Source organism: Planctomyces sp. SH-PL62 (assembly GCF_001610895.1).
Lineage (GTDB): Bacteria > Planctomycetota > Planctomycetia > Isosphaerales > Isosphaeraceae > Paludisphaera.
The window spans coordinates 2394892-2411268 of record NZ_CP011273.1; the positions used below are offsets into that span (position 1 = coordinate 2394892).

At 70.1% G+C, this 16377-nt stretch carries 13 protein-coding genes and 1 pseudogene; 6 read left to right on the forward strand and 8 right to left on the reverse strand.

Translation table 11 applies throughout. From position 1 onward, the window contains the following. Positions 1-738 precede the first annotated feature (738 nt). From VT85_RS09220 to surE, 3 genes are all read right to left on the reverse strand, one after another. Entirely contained in the window at positions 739-1593 is an 855-nt protein-coding gene (locus VT85_RS09220; RefSeq protein WP_068413680.1) for a serine/threonine protein kinase, read from the reverse strand. 122 nt (positions 1594-1715) lie between these two features. After that, the gene (locus tag VT85_RS09225) at positions 1716-2288 is read right to left on the reverse strand and encodes an FKBP-type peptidyl-prolyl cis-trans isomerase (RefSeq protein WP_068413682.1); all 573 of its coding nucleotides are present in this window, start codon (positions 2286-2288) and stop codon (positions 1716-1718) included. 164 nt (positions 2289-2452) lie between these two features. Then, positions 2453-3208, reverse strand: coding sequence for a 5'/3'-nucleotidase SurE (gene surE / locus VT85_RS09230; protein ID WP_068421699.1), 756 nt, complete (start codon positions 3206-3208; stop codon positions 2453-2455). Between the two features lie 384 nt (positions 3209-3592). On the opposite strand from surE, the gene VT85_RS09235 reads away from it, so the two are divergent. Then, positions 3593-4006 (forward strand): hypothetical protein, encoded by a 414-nt coding sequence (locus VT85_RS09235; protein ID WP_068413684.1) that lies wholly within the window; start codon positions 3593-3595, stop codon positions 4004-4006. 42 nt (positions 4007-4048) lie between these two features. Here the strand turns inward: VT85_RS09235 and VT85_RS09240 are convergent, their stop codons facing one another. Continuing rightward, positions 4049-4582, reverse strand: a complete 534-nt coding sequence (locus VT85_RS09240) for a peroxiredoxin family protein (protein ID WP_068413687.1) — start codon at positions 4580-4582, stop codon at positions 4049-4051. Between the two features lie 219 nt (positions 4583-4801). On the opposite strand from VT85_RS09240, the gene VT85_RS09245 reads away from it, so the two are divergent. From VT85_RS09245 to VT85_RS09265, 5 genes are all read left to right on the forward strand, one after another. Continuing rightward, the gene (locus VT85_RS09245) at positions 4802-5698 is read left to right on the forward strand and encodes an HD domain-containing protein (protein WP_068413690.1); all 897 of its coding nucleotides are present in this window, start codon (positions 4802-4804) and stop codon (positions 5696-5698) included. Between the two features lie 179 nt (positions 5699-5877). Further along, a complete protein-coding gene (locus tag VT85_RS09250) occupies positions 5878-6411 on the forward strand; it encodes an RNA polymerase sigma factor (protein ID WP_068413700.1) in 534 nt (177 codons plus the stop codon). Beyond that, the gene (locus tag VT85_RS09255) at positions 6408-7754 is read left to right on the forward strand and encodes a hypothetical protein (protein ID WP_068413703.1); all 1347 of its coding nucleotides are present in this window, start codon (positions 6408-6410) and stop codon (positions 7752-7754) included. The genes VT85_RS09250 and VT85_RS09255 overlap by 4 nt, the downstream gene beginning before the upstream one ends. Before the next feature lie 227 nt (positions 7755-7981). After that, positions 7982-8656, forward strand: a complete 675-nt coding sequence (locus VT85_RS09260) for a hypothetical protein (protein WP_068413706.1) — start codon at positions 7982-7984, stop codon at positions 8654-8656. A 68-nt stretch (positions 8657-8724) separates the two neighbouring features. Beyond that, a complete protein-coding gene (locus VT85_RS09265) occupies positions 8725-9459 on the forward strand; it encodes a hypothetical protein (protein ID WP_068413708.1) in 735 nt (244 codons plus the stop codon). 40 nt (positions 9460-9499) lie between these two features. Here the strand turns inward: VT85_RS09265 and VT85_RS29980 are convergent, their stop codons facing one another. The 4 genes and pseudogenes from VT85_RS29980 to VT85_RS29055 form a co-directional block, all read right to left on the reverse strand. Continuing rightward, a complete protein-coding gene (locus VT85_RS29980) occupies positions 9500-9793 on the reverse strand; it encodes a hypothetical protein (RefSeq protein WP_409999944.1) in 294 nt (97 codons plus the stop codon). Between the two features lie 225 nt (positions 9794-10018). Beyond that, a pseudogene (locus VT85_RS29985) lies at positions 10019-11145 on the reverse strand (L-aspartate oxidase); the annotation flags it as partial. Between the two features lie 166 nt (positions 11146-11311). After that, a complete protein-coding gene (locus VT85_RS29050; protein ID WP_068413710.1) occupies positions 11312-13339 on the reverse strand; it encodes a hypothetical protein in 2028 nt (675 codons plus the stop codon). A 37-nt stretch (positions 13340-13376) separates the two neighbouring features. Continuing rightward, positions 13377-16316, reverse strand: coding sequence for a hypothetical protein (locus tag VT85_RS29055; RefSeq protein ID WP_068413712.1), 2940 nt, complete (start codon positions 16314-16316; stop codon positions 13377-13379). Positions 16317-16377: the final 61 nt, after the last annotated feature.

The window sequence follows — 16377 nt, forward strand, 5'->3', positions numbered from 1 at the left end:
GACGACCCAGGTCGGCCGGCTGACAGTCCCGCTGCGCCCGCGTCCTCCCTGATGTTCGACGACCCCGGGCGTCCTGCCCGGAGGATACGACGATCGGAGGGGATCGCGTTCACCGCGGTGAGCCCCTTTTACTAGAGGTGTCTCTGGAGTACCAGGTCACTTATCGGCGTTTTTCCGGGACCCCTTGAGCTTTCCCGAAATTCCCGCGCGCAAGCCCGACGCGCCCCCCGGATCGTCGGGAGGGGAAGGCCGATCGAGAAGTCGAGAAATCCGACCTGGCGGTCGTCGACCAGCCTGTCACCGCCGAGGCTTCGATCTGCGGAGGCTGTTCCGAAGAGTCGTCGAAGGAACCCCTTGGTGGGAGAAGGGATGACCTCGGCGCGGAGCGGCCGAGACTCCAGCGGCCCGCGATCGGGCCGTTGCTCCCGCCGGGCGGAAGGGAGCGAGGAGTTTATTCCTGGCCGTCACGGGTTTTGGAAGGGCCTTATGATGAGGGGGTGGACGAGCACGACGGCCGTCGGTCTCCGCATCCGGAACCATAACGTCCTTCCCCCCTCGCGGGGGAAGGTGGCCCGAAGGGCCGGATGAGGGGGTGACGCGCACGTGCGCCGTCGGCGTTCAACGAGGCGTTTCCAGGCCGTCGGCGTTTGGACCGTGCGTCGGATACGGGGTCTGTCTTCTCGCGAGGGGAGGAGACCGTTTTCGTCGAAGGCCCCCCATCATCCGTGAAGGTCGGGTTTATTCTTCCTCGTCGGCGCCCTTGAGTTCGACCTCCTCGAGGCCCATTTCCTTGATGACGGCGGAGATGGTCTCGCGGATCTCGAACATGCCGGCGGGGCGTTTGGCGGGGTTGAGGTCGAGGCAGGCGAGGATCAGGTTGTTGAGCTTCGAGAGGATGCGGGGGTTGATCTTGTTGACGGCCGGCAGCTTCCGCTCGGCGCCCGGCTTGGGGATGTCGGGCTGGGCGTATCGGCCCGTGAACATGCGATACATCGTCGCGCCGAGGTTGTAGACGTCGGTGCGCTCGTTGACGATCCGCTCGGAGGCCTGCTCGGGGGCGATGTACTGGGGGGTCCCCTGGACGCGGTTCTTCTCCTGGCCGCGGACCCAGGCGGTGCCGAAGTCGATCAGCTTCACCTGGCCGGCCTTGGTGAGCATGATGTTCGACGGCTTGAGGTCGCCGTGGTAGACGCCACGGCGGTGCATGTGGGCCAGGGCCGAGGCCACCTGGGAGAACATCAGGATGAGCTGGGAGAGCTCCGGCGCCTCGATCTCGTCGAGGGTCTTGCCGTCGACGTACTCCAGGAGCAGCTCGACGCCGACGACCTTGAACCAGGACTTCTTGAGCTTGAGGTCGTAGACCTTGGCGATGGCCGGGTGGTTGAGCTTCTGGGCGGCCTCGTACTCGGTCTTGGCCTGGTCGATGTAGATCTCGTCCTCGGGCTCCTGCTTGCGGACGACCTTCAGGGCGTACCGCTTGCCGCCGTTCTTGTCGGCGATCTGGAGGATCGTGCTCCCCGCCCCGGCGCCCAGGGTGTTGACCACGCGGTACTTCATCCCCGACAGCTTGGGCGTGATCGTCGCGCTTGCCATACTCTGCCTCGCAGGTGGATATTCTCGGTGTCAGGCGGGGGGACGTCGCCCGCCGCCCGACCGTGCCGGCGGTCGGGCGGGGCGGGGAGGGCCGGGCGGCCGGGTGGGAGCGGACGTCGCGGTCACTTGACGCCGACGAGCTCGACCTCGAACGTGAGCGTGGAGTTGGGCGGGATCTGGCGCTGCTCCTGCGCGCCGTAGCCCATGGCCGGCGGGATGACGATCTTGCGAAGTTCGCCGACCTTCATGCCGGGGATGGCGTATTCCCAGCCCTTGATGAGCCCGCCGGTCCCCAGAGTGAAATTGGCGGGGGCGCCGCGCTTGCGGCTGGAGTCGAAGACGGTGCCGTCGTCGAGCGTGCCGACGTAGTGGACGACGGCCACCCGGCCCGACTTGACCTCCTCGCCGGTCCCTTCTTTGAGGGTCTCGTACTTCACGTCCCCCGTGAGGGTCTTGGTCTCGCCGATCGCCGTCGGCGGGGCGGGGGGGAACGGCTCGCCCTTGGGGACCGCGCCCCCGCTGAGCTTGGCCGACTCGCCGAGGGCCTCGCTGGCCTGCCCCTCGGGGACGGTGCGGATCGGCGTCGCGCCCGGAGGCATGACCGAAACGATCTGGCCCGGATCCCCGCAGCCCGGCAGCACCGACGCCAAGGCCAGCGATAAGATCCCCAGGACGCCCAGCAAGCCTCGCCTCATCGGATCGTTCTCCCACTCAAACCGGATACGGCTCGAATCAAGAGCCTAGCATGATCGAAAATATGGCGCGGCGCGGGACGACCGGGGCCGACGGTCGCGCCGTCGGCCCGGCCGCCGGCCGAGCATGATGATTATGACACGCCCGCGAAGCCCGCGACCAGACCTCAGCCGTCCCCGTCGCGAGGTTCCGACGGCGTTCCGACGGCCGGGTCGGGGTCGAAGAGCCGGACCAGGCTGACGGCGATCCGGCCGCCGAAGCAGACCGCCACGTCCGAGCCCTCGCGGCGGGGACGCCGCTGGTAGTCGCCCCGGTAGAGCGCGCGGTCGGCCTCGACCTCGAAGTGGAGCGGCAAGGGCGAGGGGTCAAGCGGGCAGAAGACCACCTCGGGATCGGCCGCGTCCGGGTCCGGGTGCGGGAGGTTGACGTTCCAGAGCGTGCCGGGGTTCCAGGGCCTCGCCAGCAGGTCCTGCAAGACGGGCCGAGCCCAGCGCGCGGCGCGTTCCCAGTCGATCGTCCGGCCCCGGGCGATGTAGTGGGAGACGGCGATCCCCGGGACGCCGTGGATGACGGCCTCGCGCACGGCGGCGACGGTGCCGGAGTGGAAGACGTCCACCCCGAGGTTCCCCCCCGCGTTGATCCCGGCGAGGACCCAGGAGACGTCGGGCGCCAGGTGGTGCATGGCCAGGCGGACGCAGTCGGCGGGGGTGCCGGAGACGGCGACGACCTCCCCTTCGTGGTACGTCGCGTGGAGGTGTTCGTGGGTCGTGACGCGATGCCCGCAGCCGGATTCGGCCGCCAGCGGGGCCACCACGCGGGCCGTCCCCAGGCCCTCGACGGCCCGCCGCAGCGCCGCCAGCCCCGGGGCGTCGTAGCCGTCGTCGTTGGTCAGCACCAGCGTCCGCGAATCCGCGCCCGTCATCCGTCCCCCTCCGGTCCCGACCTCGACTCGCATCTCGCGTCGGCCGACGCGTCCCATCCCGTCAGGGATTGTCGAACGTCCCGGCCGCGATGTCAAACCGACCCGGCGGCGGGGGTTGATTGGAGCGGTCCGAAAATCCCGCGAGCGCCGGGATTCACCCCGCGCCGGCTCGCGTGATAGAGTGGGATCCGGGGTCGTACGAGACCCGACGCCCCGCGCCCGATCGAGCCTCGACCCTTCCGTCCCGGACCGTTCGCCCGAGATCTTCCGAGAGCCATGGACCCAAGAACCCCCCGCCCCACCAGCAGATCGCGAGCGGGCGCGAGCGAAGCCGGCGCCGAGGGATCTCGGCCCGGTCGCGGCGACGCCTCGTCGACGTCGGAAGTGAGCCGGCCGGCGCACCTCCCCAGCCGGTTCGACGTCCCGGTCTCGGCCATCGCGCCGCTGTTCCGGGCCCGCCTGGACCGGCTCTTCCTCTGCCGGGTCGAGTTCGACCTCGACGTCAACAGCCGCGCCACGGCGCGGGTGCTCGGCGGCTACTACCGCTCGCGACGGCTCGTCCGGCTGTACGTCAACGACAGCGAGCAGGGCCGCCGTCCCCTGGAGGAGCTGTTCGACACCTTCCTCCACGAGGTCTCCCACCACCTCGAGTACACCGAGCCGGACACGTTCTCGGCCAGCGCCTGCGGGCGGATCCCCGGCCGGATGCACAGCCGCCTCTTCTGGAGGATCCTCGGCGAGCTGAAATACCGCTGGGCCCGGCTGCAAAGGCAGGCCGCCGACCGCGTCGGGCCCTGAAAACGGGGCCCCGACGCGCCGACGGCGGGGGGATGATCGGGCTCAGTCCGCCAGCTTCAGTTCCTTGACCTTGGCGACGACGTCGTCGGCGGCCTTGGCGGCGTTGACGTTCTTGTCGATGCCCCGGACGATCCCTTCCTTGTCGATGTAGAACGTCCAGCGTTCGGGGACGGCGCGGCCCTCGTGGACGACGCCGTAGGCCTCGGCGACCTTCTTGCCCGGGTCGCTGAGGATCGGGAAGTCGGCGTCCACCGACTCGGCGAACTTCTTGTTGAGGTCGGGCTCGTCGACGCTCGCCGTGAAATAGGCGACCTTCAACCCCTTCAGCGACTCGCTCCCCGCGGCGAACGACTGGCACTCCTTGGTGCAGCCCGGCGTGAACGCCTTGGGGAACCAGGCGAGCACCACGCCGCTCTTCCCCTTGTAGTCGGCCAGGGCGTGCGTCTCGCCGTCCGAGCCGGGCATCGAGAACGCCGGGGCGGGGTCGCCCACCTTCAGGTCGCCCGCCCGCGCGAGCGTCGTCGAGGCCGTCGCGAGCCCCAGAATCAGGCCCAGAAGCGCGATCCGTCGAATCATGCCGTCCTCCCGCCCCGGTCGGGGGCGATGGTGAAATCAGGCTGGTGGAAAGGCAACGCCCCGATCATCCCACACGCCCCCGACCGCGAACAAGGCGCGGGCGGGGGCCCGCCGGGTCGTCCGCTCTTGTCAATTCCCGGCCGGACGCCGATCATGGGAAGGGAAGGGCGCCCTCGACGGGGCGGAGCCGCCCGAGGCCGACGAGGGGATCGACGTCCGATGCAGTGGAATGACCGGGTCTACGGGCCCGTCCGGATCGACGACCCGGAGATCCTGGATCTGATCGAAGGGCCGACCTTCCAGCGCCTCAAGGGGATCCGCCAGGCGGGGCCGTCGGCGATCGCCTTCCCGTTCAAGAACGTCAGCCGATTCGAGCACTGCGTCGGCGTCTTCCTGCTGCTCCGGAGCCTGGGCGCCGGCCGCAAGGAGCAGGTCGCGGGGCTCGTGCACGACATCTCCCACACGGCCTTCTCGCACGCGGTCGACTTCCTCGTGACCTCGGAGGAGCAGGACCACCACGAGACCCTCAAGCCCCTCTTGCTCCGTCGCCCGGACGTCGTCGCCGCCCTCGACCGCATGGGCTTCGCCCCCGAGGACTTCTTCGACGACTCCCGCTACCCGCTCCTCGAACGCCCCTTGCCCTGGCTCTGCGCCGACCGCCTGGACTACTTCCTGCGCGACGGGGCGGCCTGCCAGGCCGTCCGCCGCGATGACGTCGCGCGGATCCTGGGGGCGGTCGCCGTGGTCGACTCGACGATCGTCTTCACCGACCCCGCCGTCGCCCGCCTGGCCGTCCGGCTGTTCGCCGTCATGAACCGCGACTGGTGGGCCAGCGGCGTCGAGGCCTACATCTACAACGAGTTCGCCGAGGCGCTCCGCGAGGCCTTCCGCCAGGGGGCGATCACCGAGGACGACCTCCTGACCGAGGACGACAAGGTCCTCGCCAAGCTCGACGCCGCCGGACTCCCCGCCGTCGACGCCATCCTCGCCCGCATCCGCCGCTTCGACCCGGCCTGCGCCGAAGGCTACGCCCCCAGGATCTCCCCCAAGCAGCGCCGGATCGACCCGCCGGTGCAGGTCGGATCGACGTTTCGTCTCCTGTCCGAGCTGGACTGAATCTTCGGCCCGTCGAGGGCGGGGCGGGCTCGCTCGCGGAAGACCTTCCGCTCACACTCCCGCGGGTCGCGGCGCCGCGTGAAGAATTCTTGCGGGGCCGGCGCTCATTCCCCGGGGGTTCGGGGCACTATCCCGACGGCGTCGGTGAACCTCGCGGACTTTCAGGAAAGGCCTTCCCCTTGGACCGTCCCGACGCGGAACTCGTCGAGGCCGCCTGTCGGGGGGACCTGACGAGTTTCGGCCTTCTCTACGAGCGGCACTATCGCATGGCGGTCGGGATCGCCCGCGGCCGGCTGTCGGACCGCCACCTGGCGGAGGACGCGGCGCAGGAGGCGTTCGCGATCGCGTGCCGCACCCTGGCCACCCTGCGAGATCGGCGTCGGTTCCCGCAATGGCTGGGGACCATCTGTCGGCGGACGGCGTCACGGATCGACGCAAACCGGCCGCCTTACAAACCGTTGCCCGACGAACCCGCGCCGGCCGGAGACGGCGACCTCCCGTCGCTCCGACTCCACGTCCAGGACGCCCTGGAGCGCCTGGAAGCCACCTCTCGCGAGATCGTCACCCTCCACTACTTCAGCGGGCTGTCGTACGACGAGATCGGCCGGGCGCTCGGGCTCTCGGCCCAGAGCGTCCACGGGCGGTTGCAGCGGGCGCGGCGCAAGCTGGCCCAGATCCTCGACGCACGCGACTCAACCGGAGCCAAGACATGAACCCCTCGCTCCCCGAGAACGGCTGGGAGGACCGGCTTCGGGCAGGTCTGGGCGAGGCCCCCCGGCCCGACTTCGAAGCCTGGCGGGCCCGTCATTCGGACGCCCTCGACTCTCTCTCCCCCCCAAACCCGTCTCGATCCCGATTCCACCAACCCTGGAGGATCGCCATGACGCTCGGCCCGAAGTTGATCGCCGCAACGCTGCTTATCGCCCTGGGGGCTCTCTACCTCCGCTCTGGAGGCGAGCTCGATCGACGCGCCTTCGCGGACACCATCCCCGGGGTCGACGATCCCGAGATCCTCACCTGGACCACGACCTTCTATCCCCGCGCCACCAGCGCCGACGGCCGGACGACCTGGTTCGAGCCCGAGCGGCGGCTCCACGCCTACCGACGACCGGGGCAGTATCGCGAGACCCTGTTGGATCCGGAGGGACGGCCGCGCGTCGTCGAGATCACCGACGTCCGCGCGGGTCGCATGCTCGTCCTGGACCTGGACAAGAAGACGGCGGTCCTGAAAGCCCCCGTGACCTGGCCCGACGTCCGAGGACCTTTCGCCTGGGTCGGCGAGGCCCTCCGAGACCGCATGGTCGCCAGGATCCTCCCCGTAAAGTCGGTCTCGCTCGTGGGCCGCAAGGAGATCGACGGGGCCCAGGCCAATCTCATCCGGCTCCTTGTCGACCGCGGCGACGACCAGGGATACGGCCGCCGGGACCTCTACTTCGACGCCGCCTCGAAACGCCTCCTCGCCGTCTGGACCTCGAACGGCGACGTCGAGCTGGAATCCGCGAGGGCGAGCCTCCGGCCCCCTGGGGAGAAGGCCGCGTCGGTGATGGGCGAGGGGAGCCTGAACCACGAGATCGTCGTCGATGCGAAGCTCGACGCGGCGGATTTCAGCCTCGACCCGCCGGCCGGGTTCGCGTTCCAGGCGATCGCCAGGCCGACCGTCACGGAAGAGGAGATGGTCGGCTTCCTCGGGGCCGCCGCGAGGTTCAACGGCGACGTCTTCCCCGACTCGCCGTTCGCGGCCTTCGACCAGACCAAGTTCAACACGGCGAGCCTCAAACCCGCCGCCGACCGAACGGCCGCCGAGGCGGAACTGATCCGGCTCCACGACAAGTTCCTCAGCCGGGAAGTGTTCCGATCGCCGGTCCTTCAATTCGTGGAGGACCACGCCGAGCCCGGCTCCTTCCAGTACGTCGGCGCGGGGGCCAAGCTGGGCGAGGCCGATCGGCTCGTCTGCTGGTATACGGCCAGGGGGGCGACCAAACCGCGAGCCGTGTTCGGCGACCTCTCCATCAGGGACGTCTCCCCGGCCGACCTCCCCATCGACCCCGCGAAGTGAGTTCAAGGAACTGGCCCGTCCGGGGATGCCGGACGGGCTCGTCGCCGTCGAACAGCGCCGAATCAACCCGTCGCGCAGGGCGGATCGACCTATCAGCGTCCGTCGGAGTTGCATTGACGCATCGAGCGAATCTGCGTAAGGTCTCGACGTTTCGAGGTTCGCAGCTTGATGCGGGCTCGCGCCAGGACCGGCGCGAGCCCGAACCCACCCCGGCACGGAGTCGCCCCATGTCCCGCTCAGGGAAGAACGCCCTCGTCGCCCGGCTCGCGCCGGCGCTGCTGTTCGTGCTCGCGGCCCCCGCCGACGCGGCCCCGATCCGCTACGACTTCGGCGGGGTCGTGACGCACTCGTACGGCTCGGAGGAGGTCGGCTCGCGATTCTCCGGGAGCTTCGTGTACGACCCCGATGCGCAGGCCATCAAGACGGTTCCCGAGGAGGGGGGCGGCGCTTACAAAGAGTACGCCTACGGGACGCATCACCCCGACGACCCCACTCCGGACGGCTCCGGGATCGAGGTCCGCATCGGCGACGAGCCGCTGCCGCTACGGATCGACGGCCTCACCATCGAGTCCAACTCGAAACCGTCGCCGATCGGCGAGGGGATCAACCTCAACCTCGTGTTCCGGGGCGGGCCCCGCAACGACGACCAGGGTGAGTTCTACCTCGTGTTCCGCGGCCAGAACATGCAGGGGGTCGGCTCGCTGCCTCCCCAGCTCCTGCTGGAGCAATTCTCCACGAGTGACCTGGTCGTCCTTCCCCCGTTGCAGTCCGCGCCGGACCTCGTCTATCTGGGTAAGATCGACACCCTGAGCGCGACCCCCGTCCCCGAGCCGGCGTGGACGGTCGCGGCGCTGATGGGCGTGGCGGCCTGGGCCGCGCGACGACGCCGGAACGCCGGCTGAACAGGGGCCGGTCGACGGCCGAATTTCGATCTGGAAGATCCTCCCCCGATAGCGCCAGGAGGCGCGCCATGGCCCGAACCAATCGCCGCACCCTCATCCTCCGATTCGCCCCGGTACTGCTGCTGATCGCGGTCCCCGCCGCCGCCGCGCCGATCCGCTATGACTTCGGGGGCGTGCTCACTCAAGCGGAAGCCTCGACGGGCGTCGCGCCAGGGACGCGGTTCACTGGGAGTTTCACCTACGACGACGCGGCCTTGCCCGTGCAGTCCTTCGAGTATCCCAATTCGCGCGGCGACTTCGCACAATATGTTTTCGGCGCACATCGCCTCCCGGACGGGTCGACCGACGGCTCCGGCATCGAGCTGCGAATCGACGGGGGACCGACGGTCCGCTCCGAGGGAGATCTCACGATCGACTCATGGTCCACGATGCGCCCCGAGTACCGGCCGTCGCCCGCGATCGAACTCCACATCCGGAGCGACCTTCCCGACTACTCGAAGGGGCCGGATTACGGCGTCTCCATCTTCCTCGAAGGCCAGCAGCGCGTCGTCTGGCCCGGCGATCCCGTCCCCGCCGACCTGGCTCTGAGCGACTTCCCCAAGGCCAAGGTCTACCTGCTGGGCCGACTCCCCGAGCGTCCAGACGGGTGGCTCGGTGAGCCGCCGAGCCCGGACTCCAACGTGCAACTCGCCGTGGGCGAGATCGACTTCCTCACCGCCACCCCCGTCCCCGAGCCGGCCTGGACGGTCGCGGCGCTCCTGGGCGCGGCGGCCTGGGCGGCGCGGCGGCGGGCTTCGCGCTGATCGCGGCTTTCGCTCCGGTGGGCCGGCCGAAGCGACCGGCTCATCGGCTCACGCCTGCCGGCTCGTTCGGCTCGCCCGGTGCCCGCACGGGGATGTGGCGGCGCCAGGAGGGGTCGGTGACGGGGAAGTCGGAGCGGAAGTGGACGCCTCGGGATTCGGTGCGCTCGGCGGCGGCGGCGATCATGAGGCGGGCGGTGGTGAGCATGTTCTGGACGGCCCAGCCGGCGGGGTCGTCGAAGACGTGGGGGAGGACGTAGCGGCACCAGCGGTCGACCTGCTGGGCGGCCTCGGCGAGCCCGGCCGCGTCTCGGGTGATGCCCATCCGCCGCCACATCAGGGCGCAGAGCGATTCGCGGAGGTCGGTCAGGTCGATGGCCGGTCGACGCTCGCGCGGGGTCGCCGCGGCGATCGCCGGGACTTCGAGCTGCCAGGGGCCGGTCGCGTCGAGCCGGGCGGCGACGTCCTCGGCGACGCGGGCCCCGTAGACAAGGCCTTCCAGCAGGCTGTTGGACGCCAGCCGATTCGCGCCATGGAGCCCGGTGCTGGAGACTTCGCCGGCAGCCCAGAGGCCGTCGAGCGAGCTGCGGCCGTAGTCGTCGACGGTCACGCCGCCGATCATGTAGTGCGCGCCGGGGCAGACGGGGATCAGGTCGCGGGTGATGTCCAGGTCGAATCCCCGGCAGATGCGGTCGATGCCCGGGAACCGGCTTCGGATCGCGTCGGCGTCGAGGTGCGTGAGGTCGAGGTAGACGTTGGGATGCCGCGTCCTGGCCATCTGGGCGGCGATCGCCTGCGAGACGGCGTCGCGCGGGGCGAGCTCGGCCCGAGGGTCGAAGTCGGACATGAAGCGACGGCCCTCGCAGTCGCGCAGGTAGGCGCCCTCGCCGCGCAGGGCTTCGGTCAGGAGGTGCCTCGCCGACCCGGCCATGTAGAGGACCGTGGGATGGAATTGCATGAATTCCATGTCGCGCAGCTCGGCCCCGGCGCGGTAGGCCATGGCGTGGCCGTCGGCCGTGGCGATCGACGGGTTGGTGGTCTCGCGGAAGAGCTGCCCCGCGCCGCCGGTGGCCAGCACGACGGCCCGCGCCCAGACCAGGGCGAACCCCCGGCGCTTGTCCCAAACCAGGACCCCCCGGCAGCGGCCGTCGAGGGTCAGCAGGTCGACCGTGGTGCAGTTCTGCCAGATCCGGATGTTCTCCCGGGCTCGGGCCTGCGCGATGACCGCGCGCATGATCTCGCGGCCGGTCTCGTCGCCCAGGGCGTGGACGATGCGGGCGTGGGAATGGCCCCCCTCGCGGCCGAGGGCGACCTGGCCGCCGACGGTGTCGAAGTGGGCGCCCATCTCCATCAGCTCGCGGATCCGCTCGGGGCCTCGCGCACGACCAGGTCGACCACGCTCGGATCGCAGAGATCCTTGCCGGCGGAGAGCGTGTCGGCGATGTGGTCCTCGACGCGGTCCTCAGGGTCCATCACCCCGGCGATGCCCCCCTGGGCGTAGCTGCTGTTGCTCTCGCGGACCTCGTCCTTGGTCACGACCAGCACCCGCGCCGAGGCCGGGACCCCCAGCGCCGCGCGGAGGCCCGCGATGCCGCCGCCGACGACCACGACGTCGGCGAAGTGGTGGGGGAGTTCGCGAGGGTCGAAACCGACGAGGTATCGCCGGGGGAGGAGCAGGGGGGTCGTCATCTCTGGAGATCGCCTGGGCGGGAAGCGGGAAGGTCCGGGAGGATTCTACCAGGAGACGGACGCAGACGGACCTCCTTACCGGCCGAGGGGGGGGCGTCGAGGCGATCGAGGTCGGACGCGACGGGTCTCGCGCGGCTCTCGCTCCTCGACCGGCCCCCCGGTCGACTCATGGGGTTCCGTCGGCCGGCTTCGGCTGGGCGGGTCGGCCGGAGGCGGCGGCGGGGCGGCGGGAGAGGGCGTTCTTGTAGCTTTCGACCTTGCCCCGGAATTCGGCCGGGGGGGCGAAGCGGAGGCCCTCCTGGTTGGCTCGGACCTCGTCCTGGGGCATCCCCCCACGCTCCTTGATCCACTTGCTGGACGACCGGGCGCGCTCGCCGAGGCCGGGAAGGCCGGGCTCGGCGCGGGCCGATTCGCCGGATTCGCCCGGCTCGATCGGGATGTCGCGGCCGGGGCCCGCGGGCTCGGACTTGACCTTCTCGTACTGCTTGACGAACTGCTCCATCTCGGTCCGGCTCATGCCGGTCGCCGCCTCCAGGTCGGAGGTGTCGGCCTTGTTGTCGAGCATGTCGCGGATCGTCCGGAGTACCAGTTCGGACTGGTCCTGGTCGCGCGGGGCCACCGACTCGCCCGAGGCGTCGTCCCTCTGCCGGACCTCGCCCGCCGGCTCCGCCTCCCGCTCCGCGCCCCCCGGAAGCGACCCGCCCTCCGGCGTTCCCCCACCGCCCGTGGGATTCGCAGCCCCCTGGCCGCCGCTCGGCTGGCCGGACTGCTGGCCACCCGATCCGCCCGACTTCTGAGCCTCGGCCTGACCCGATTTCTGCTCGCCGGTCTGGCCCGACTTCTGGTCGGCCTGACCGGACTTCTGATCGCCGGCCTGGCTGGACTGCTCCCCAGGCTGGCCCGGCTTCTGGTCTCCAGGCTGACCGGACTTCTCACCAGCCTGGCCGGACTTCTGGTCGCCGGGCTGACCGGATTTCTCACCAGCCTGGCCGGACTTCTGGTCGCCAGGCTGCCCCGACGGCTGATCGCCGGGCTGACCCGATTTGCCGCCGGCCTGGCCCGACTTCTGGTCGCCGGGCTGACCGGATTTCTGATCGCTGGGTTGCCCAGTCTTCTGATCTCCCGGTTGACCTGACGGCTGATCGCCAGGCTGACCCGATTTGCCGCCGGCCTGGCCCGACTTCTGGTCGCCGGCCTGGCCGGACTTCTGGTCGCCGGACTGGCCCGACTGCTCTCCAGCCTGGCCGGCCTTCTGGTCGCCGGATTGACCGGACTTCTGGTCCTGAGGCTGGCCCGACTTCTGATCGCCGGGTTGACCGGACTTCTGGTCCTGCGGCTGACCGGCCTTCTGGTCCTGCGGCTGGCCCGACTTCTGATCGCCAGGTTGACCGGACTGACCGGACTTCTGGTCCTGCGGCTGATCCGACTTCTGGTCCTGCGGCTGGCTCTGGGACTGGTCGCCCTTGGGGGGGGGCATGGACGGATCGGTCGGGGGTGAGGCGTCGTTGGGGCGTTGGCGGGGCTGCTCCTGGGGCGAGGCCGGTTCTTCGGCCGGCTTCTCTTCGGGCTGGCCCTCGGGCCTGGCACGCTTCTCGGCCGCCTTTTCGGGGTCCTTGGGTTTGGGCGAGACGTACTTGCCCGGCTCCTCCTTCTTGTCGCCGGTCTTGTCGTCCTTTTTAGGTTCGGCCTTCGCGTCGGGGGACGCCTTGGGCTGGTCCTTGGTTTGATCCTTCGTCTGGGCGTCTTTCCGCGCGGGTTGTTCGCCGGCGCGCGCCCGCTCCTGCGCCTGGGGATCGTCGGGCCTCGAATCCGTCTGCTTGGGATCCCGAGGGGCATTCGGGTCCTGCACCCGCTGGTCGGGACGAGCGTTCGGGTCGGCGGCCTGGGCCTGGCGCGCGGCCTCTTCTCGGTCCTTCTGGTCCTCGCGTCGGGCGTTCTTCTCGGCCTCGGTCGACTCGGGCTTGCGGCCGTCCGCGGTCTTTTCCGACGGCTCGCCGGTCCGGGGCTCGCGTGCGCCCTTGGTTTGGTCGTTCGTCTTCTCGTCGGTCGCGCGATCGTCCTCCGGCTTCACACCGTCGGGGCGAGGCTCCGAGGCCGGATCGCCGGGCCTCTCCTGACCCTTCTCAGGACGCCCCGCTCGTTCCTTTTGCTCGCCCGTCTCGCGATTCGCCTCTTCGGAGGCCGCTTTCTCCATGCCCGACTTCTGATCGCCAGGCTGGCCCGACTTCTGATCACCGGGCTGGCCGGACTTCTGGTCGCCAGGCTGGCCGGACTTCTGATCGCCGGGCTGACCCGACTTCTGATCGCCGGGCTGGCCGGACTTCTGATCGCCGGGCTGCCCGGACTTCTGGTCCCCGGGCTGGCCCGACTTCTGATCGCCGGGCTGACCCGACTTCTGATCGCCGGGCTGGCCGGACTTCTGATCCCCGGGCTGGCCCGACTTCTGGTCCCCGGGCTGCCCGGACTTCTGGTCGCCAGGCTGGCCCGACTTCTGATCCCCGGGCTGCCCGGACTTCTGGTCGCCAGGCTGGCCCGACTTCTGATCCCCGGGCTGCCCGGACTTCTGATCCCCGGGCTGCCCGGACTTCTGGTCGCCAGGCTGGCCGGACTTCTGGTCTCCGGGCTGGCCCGACTTCTGATCGCCGGGATGGCCCGACTTCTGATCGCCGGGCTGACCCGACTTCTGATCGCCAGGCTGGCCGGACTTCTGATCGCCGGGCTGCCCGGACTTCTGGTCCCCGGGCTGGCCCGACTTCTGATCGCCGGGCTGACCCGACTTCTGATCGCCGGGCTGGCCGGACTTCTGATCCCCGGGCTGGCCCGACTTCTGATCGCCGGGCTGCCCCGACTTCTGGTCCCCGGGCTGGCCGGACTTCTGGTCGCCAGGCTGGCCCGACTTCTGATCCCCGGGCTGCCCGACTTCTGATCCCCGGGCTGGCCCGACTTCTGATCGCCGGGATGGCCCGACTTCTGATCGCCGGGCTGACCGGACTTCTGCTCGCCGGGCTGGTTTGGATTCTGGGGGCGCTCGCCGGGGTTGACTTCGCCGGTGCGGTTGTCGGCGTTGGGGGCGGGCTGGGGCTGGGCGGGCTTGGCGCCGGGGCGGCGTCGGGCTGTTGCATGCGGGGGCGTTCGCCGGGCTGTTCGTCGCCCTGGCGGGACTGGTCGCCGCCGGGCGCGCCGGGGTTGGCCGGCTGGTCCTGGGGACGGCCGGGGTCCTTGTCGAGGAGGCCCTTCTTCTGGAGGAATTCCTTGGCGCGCCGCAACTTCTCGGCGTCGGCGGGGTCGGGGTTGCGGCCGGGCTCGCCGCCGGGATTCTCGCCGGGCTGGGCGTTGGGGTCCTCGTCGGCGTCGCCGGGCTGGCGATCGGGAGGGTTCTCGCCGCGATCGGGGGCGGGACGCTCGTCGCGGGGGGTTCCGCCGTCGGGACGGCTCTCGCCCTGGGGAGCCTGGTCGGGCTGCTCGAGGGGCTGCTCGGCCTGCCGGGCGGGGTCCTGTTCCTGGGTCGGGTCGGAGGGGGGCGGGGGCTGATTCTGCTGGGCCTCGCGGGCTTCGCGCTCGCGACGTTCGCGTTCCTCGGCCTGGCGCTGCTCGATCTCCTGCTTTTCCTGGGGGGCGACGGGGTCGCCGACTTCCAGGGTCCAGCGCGGGGTTTCGATGCGGTTGGAGGTGGGCTCGCGGTTGTCGCGGACGGCCAGCCAGTAGGTGAGGGTCGAGCCGGCGGGGACCTTGAGCTGTTCCAGGTCGAGGATCTCGGCGTCCTCGAACGCCGGGCGGGGGGGGCGGCCTTCAAGGACGTTCTTCGTGACGAGGGCTTCCTGGCCCAGCATGACGTGGAGGGTGGCGTCCTTGACGCCGTGGTCGTCGTCGCCGGTCATGACGAGGTCGACGGGCACGTTGGCCGGGACCTTCACGCCGCTGCGCTCGGGCTTGACGAACCGGGCGGCCGGGGGGCGGTCGGGGAGGGCGAGGATGTCGTGGACGACCGGGTTCGGATTGAGCTGGCCGCCGGTCGTGCGGAAGTTGATCGTGTAGGTCCCGGTCTTCTCGACCTTGAACTTGCCGGTCAGCTCGCGGGGGTCGGCCTCCGAGACGGTCATCCCGGCGGAGGCGCCGGCGGTCAGGTTCAGCGAGCCCGCGCGGGCCGGTTCGTTGGTCCGGGCGTGGACCGTGACGATGGTCCCTTCGAGCGCCTCGACGTTCCCCCCTTCAATGTCCGTGCGGGGAGGGACGCCGGTGTAGCGGGGGAACTCGTAGTCGATCATGACCGACTCGATCATCGGCGCGGGGAGGACCTTCAGCTCGTAATGGAGCGACTCGGCGTCGTTGGCGGTGACGAAGTAGTCCAGGCTTTGCTGGAGGTTCGTCAGGGTCGCGGCCCACGGGTCGTAGTAGTTCTTGCCCGGGTCGAACTCCTTGACCGCGTAGAACTTGCCGCCGTCGGCGCTGTAGTGGAGCTTGACCTTCTCGGGGCGGACGCCCTGGACGTCGACCGAGAACTGGACGTGCGAGCCGGCGACGATCTCGGCCAGCTCGGGGTCGTCTCCCGGCTTGATGTTCACCAGCTTGGTGTTGGTGGGGCGGACGACGTCGGCGAGGAAGGCGCGCTTGGTGGAGTCGAGGATGCTCTTGGGGGTGAAGGCGGCGTAGATGCAGAAGGCGACGATCACGCCGCAGAGCGCGTAGGCCGTCTGCATGGCCCGCCGCTGGTCGACCACGTCGTCGAGCTCGATCTGGGTCAGGTCGGCGACCGCGCGGGACTCCAGGGCGGCCATGACGTTCTTGGAGACCCGGGCCGGGTCGCGGCGGATTTCCAGATAGTTGATCAGGCTGTTCTTGATGTCGGGGTCGGCCCCCTCGATCGTCTTGGCGGCGTACATCGCGTTGATCGACATCGCCAGGGGCCGGACCACCCGCATCAGGATGAAGGCGGCGGCCGACACGGTCCCGGCCATCAGGATCATCCGGCGCACGAAGACCGGCAGGCCGAAGGCGTGGTCGAGGACGACCTCGATCAGGAGCACCAGGGCGAGGCCCGCCGCCAGCGTCAGGCAGGCGGTGACCAGGTCGGTGTACTTGATCCGCCTTCGGGTGAGGGCGATCTGGTGCTCGATGAACTCCTTGTAGTCCAGGAGCTTGCCCTGGGTCCGCGTCTGGGCGCCGGCCGTCATGCCATGATCCCCCGGATGTGTCTACGCGTGCCGAGCCGAGCGAAAGGTCCGTGCATTATAC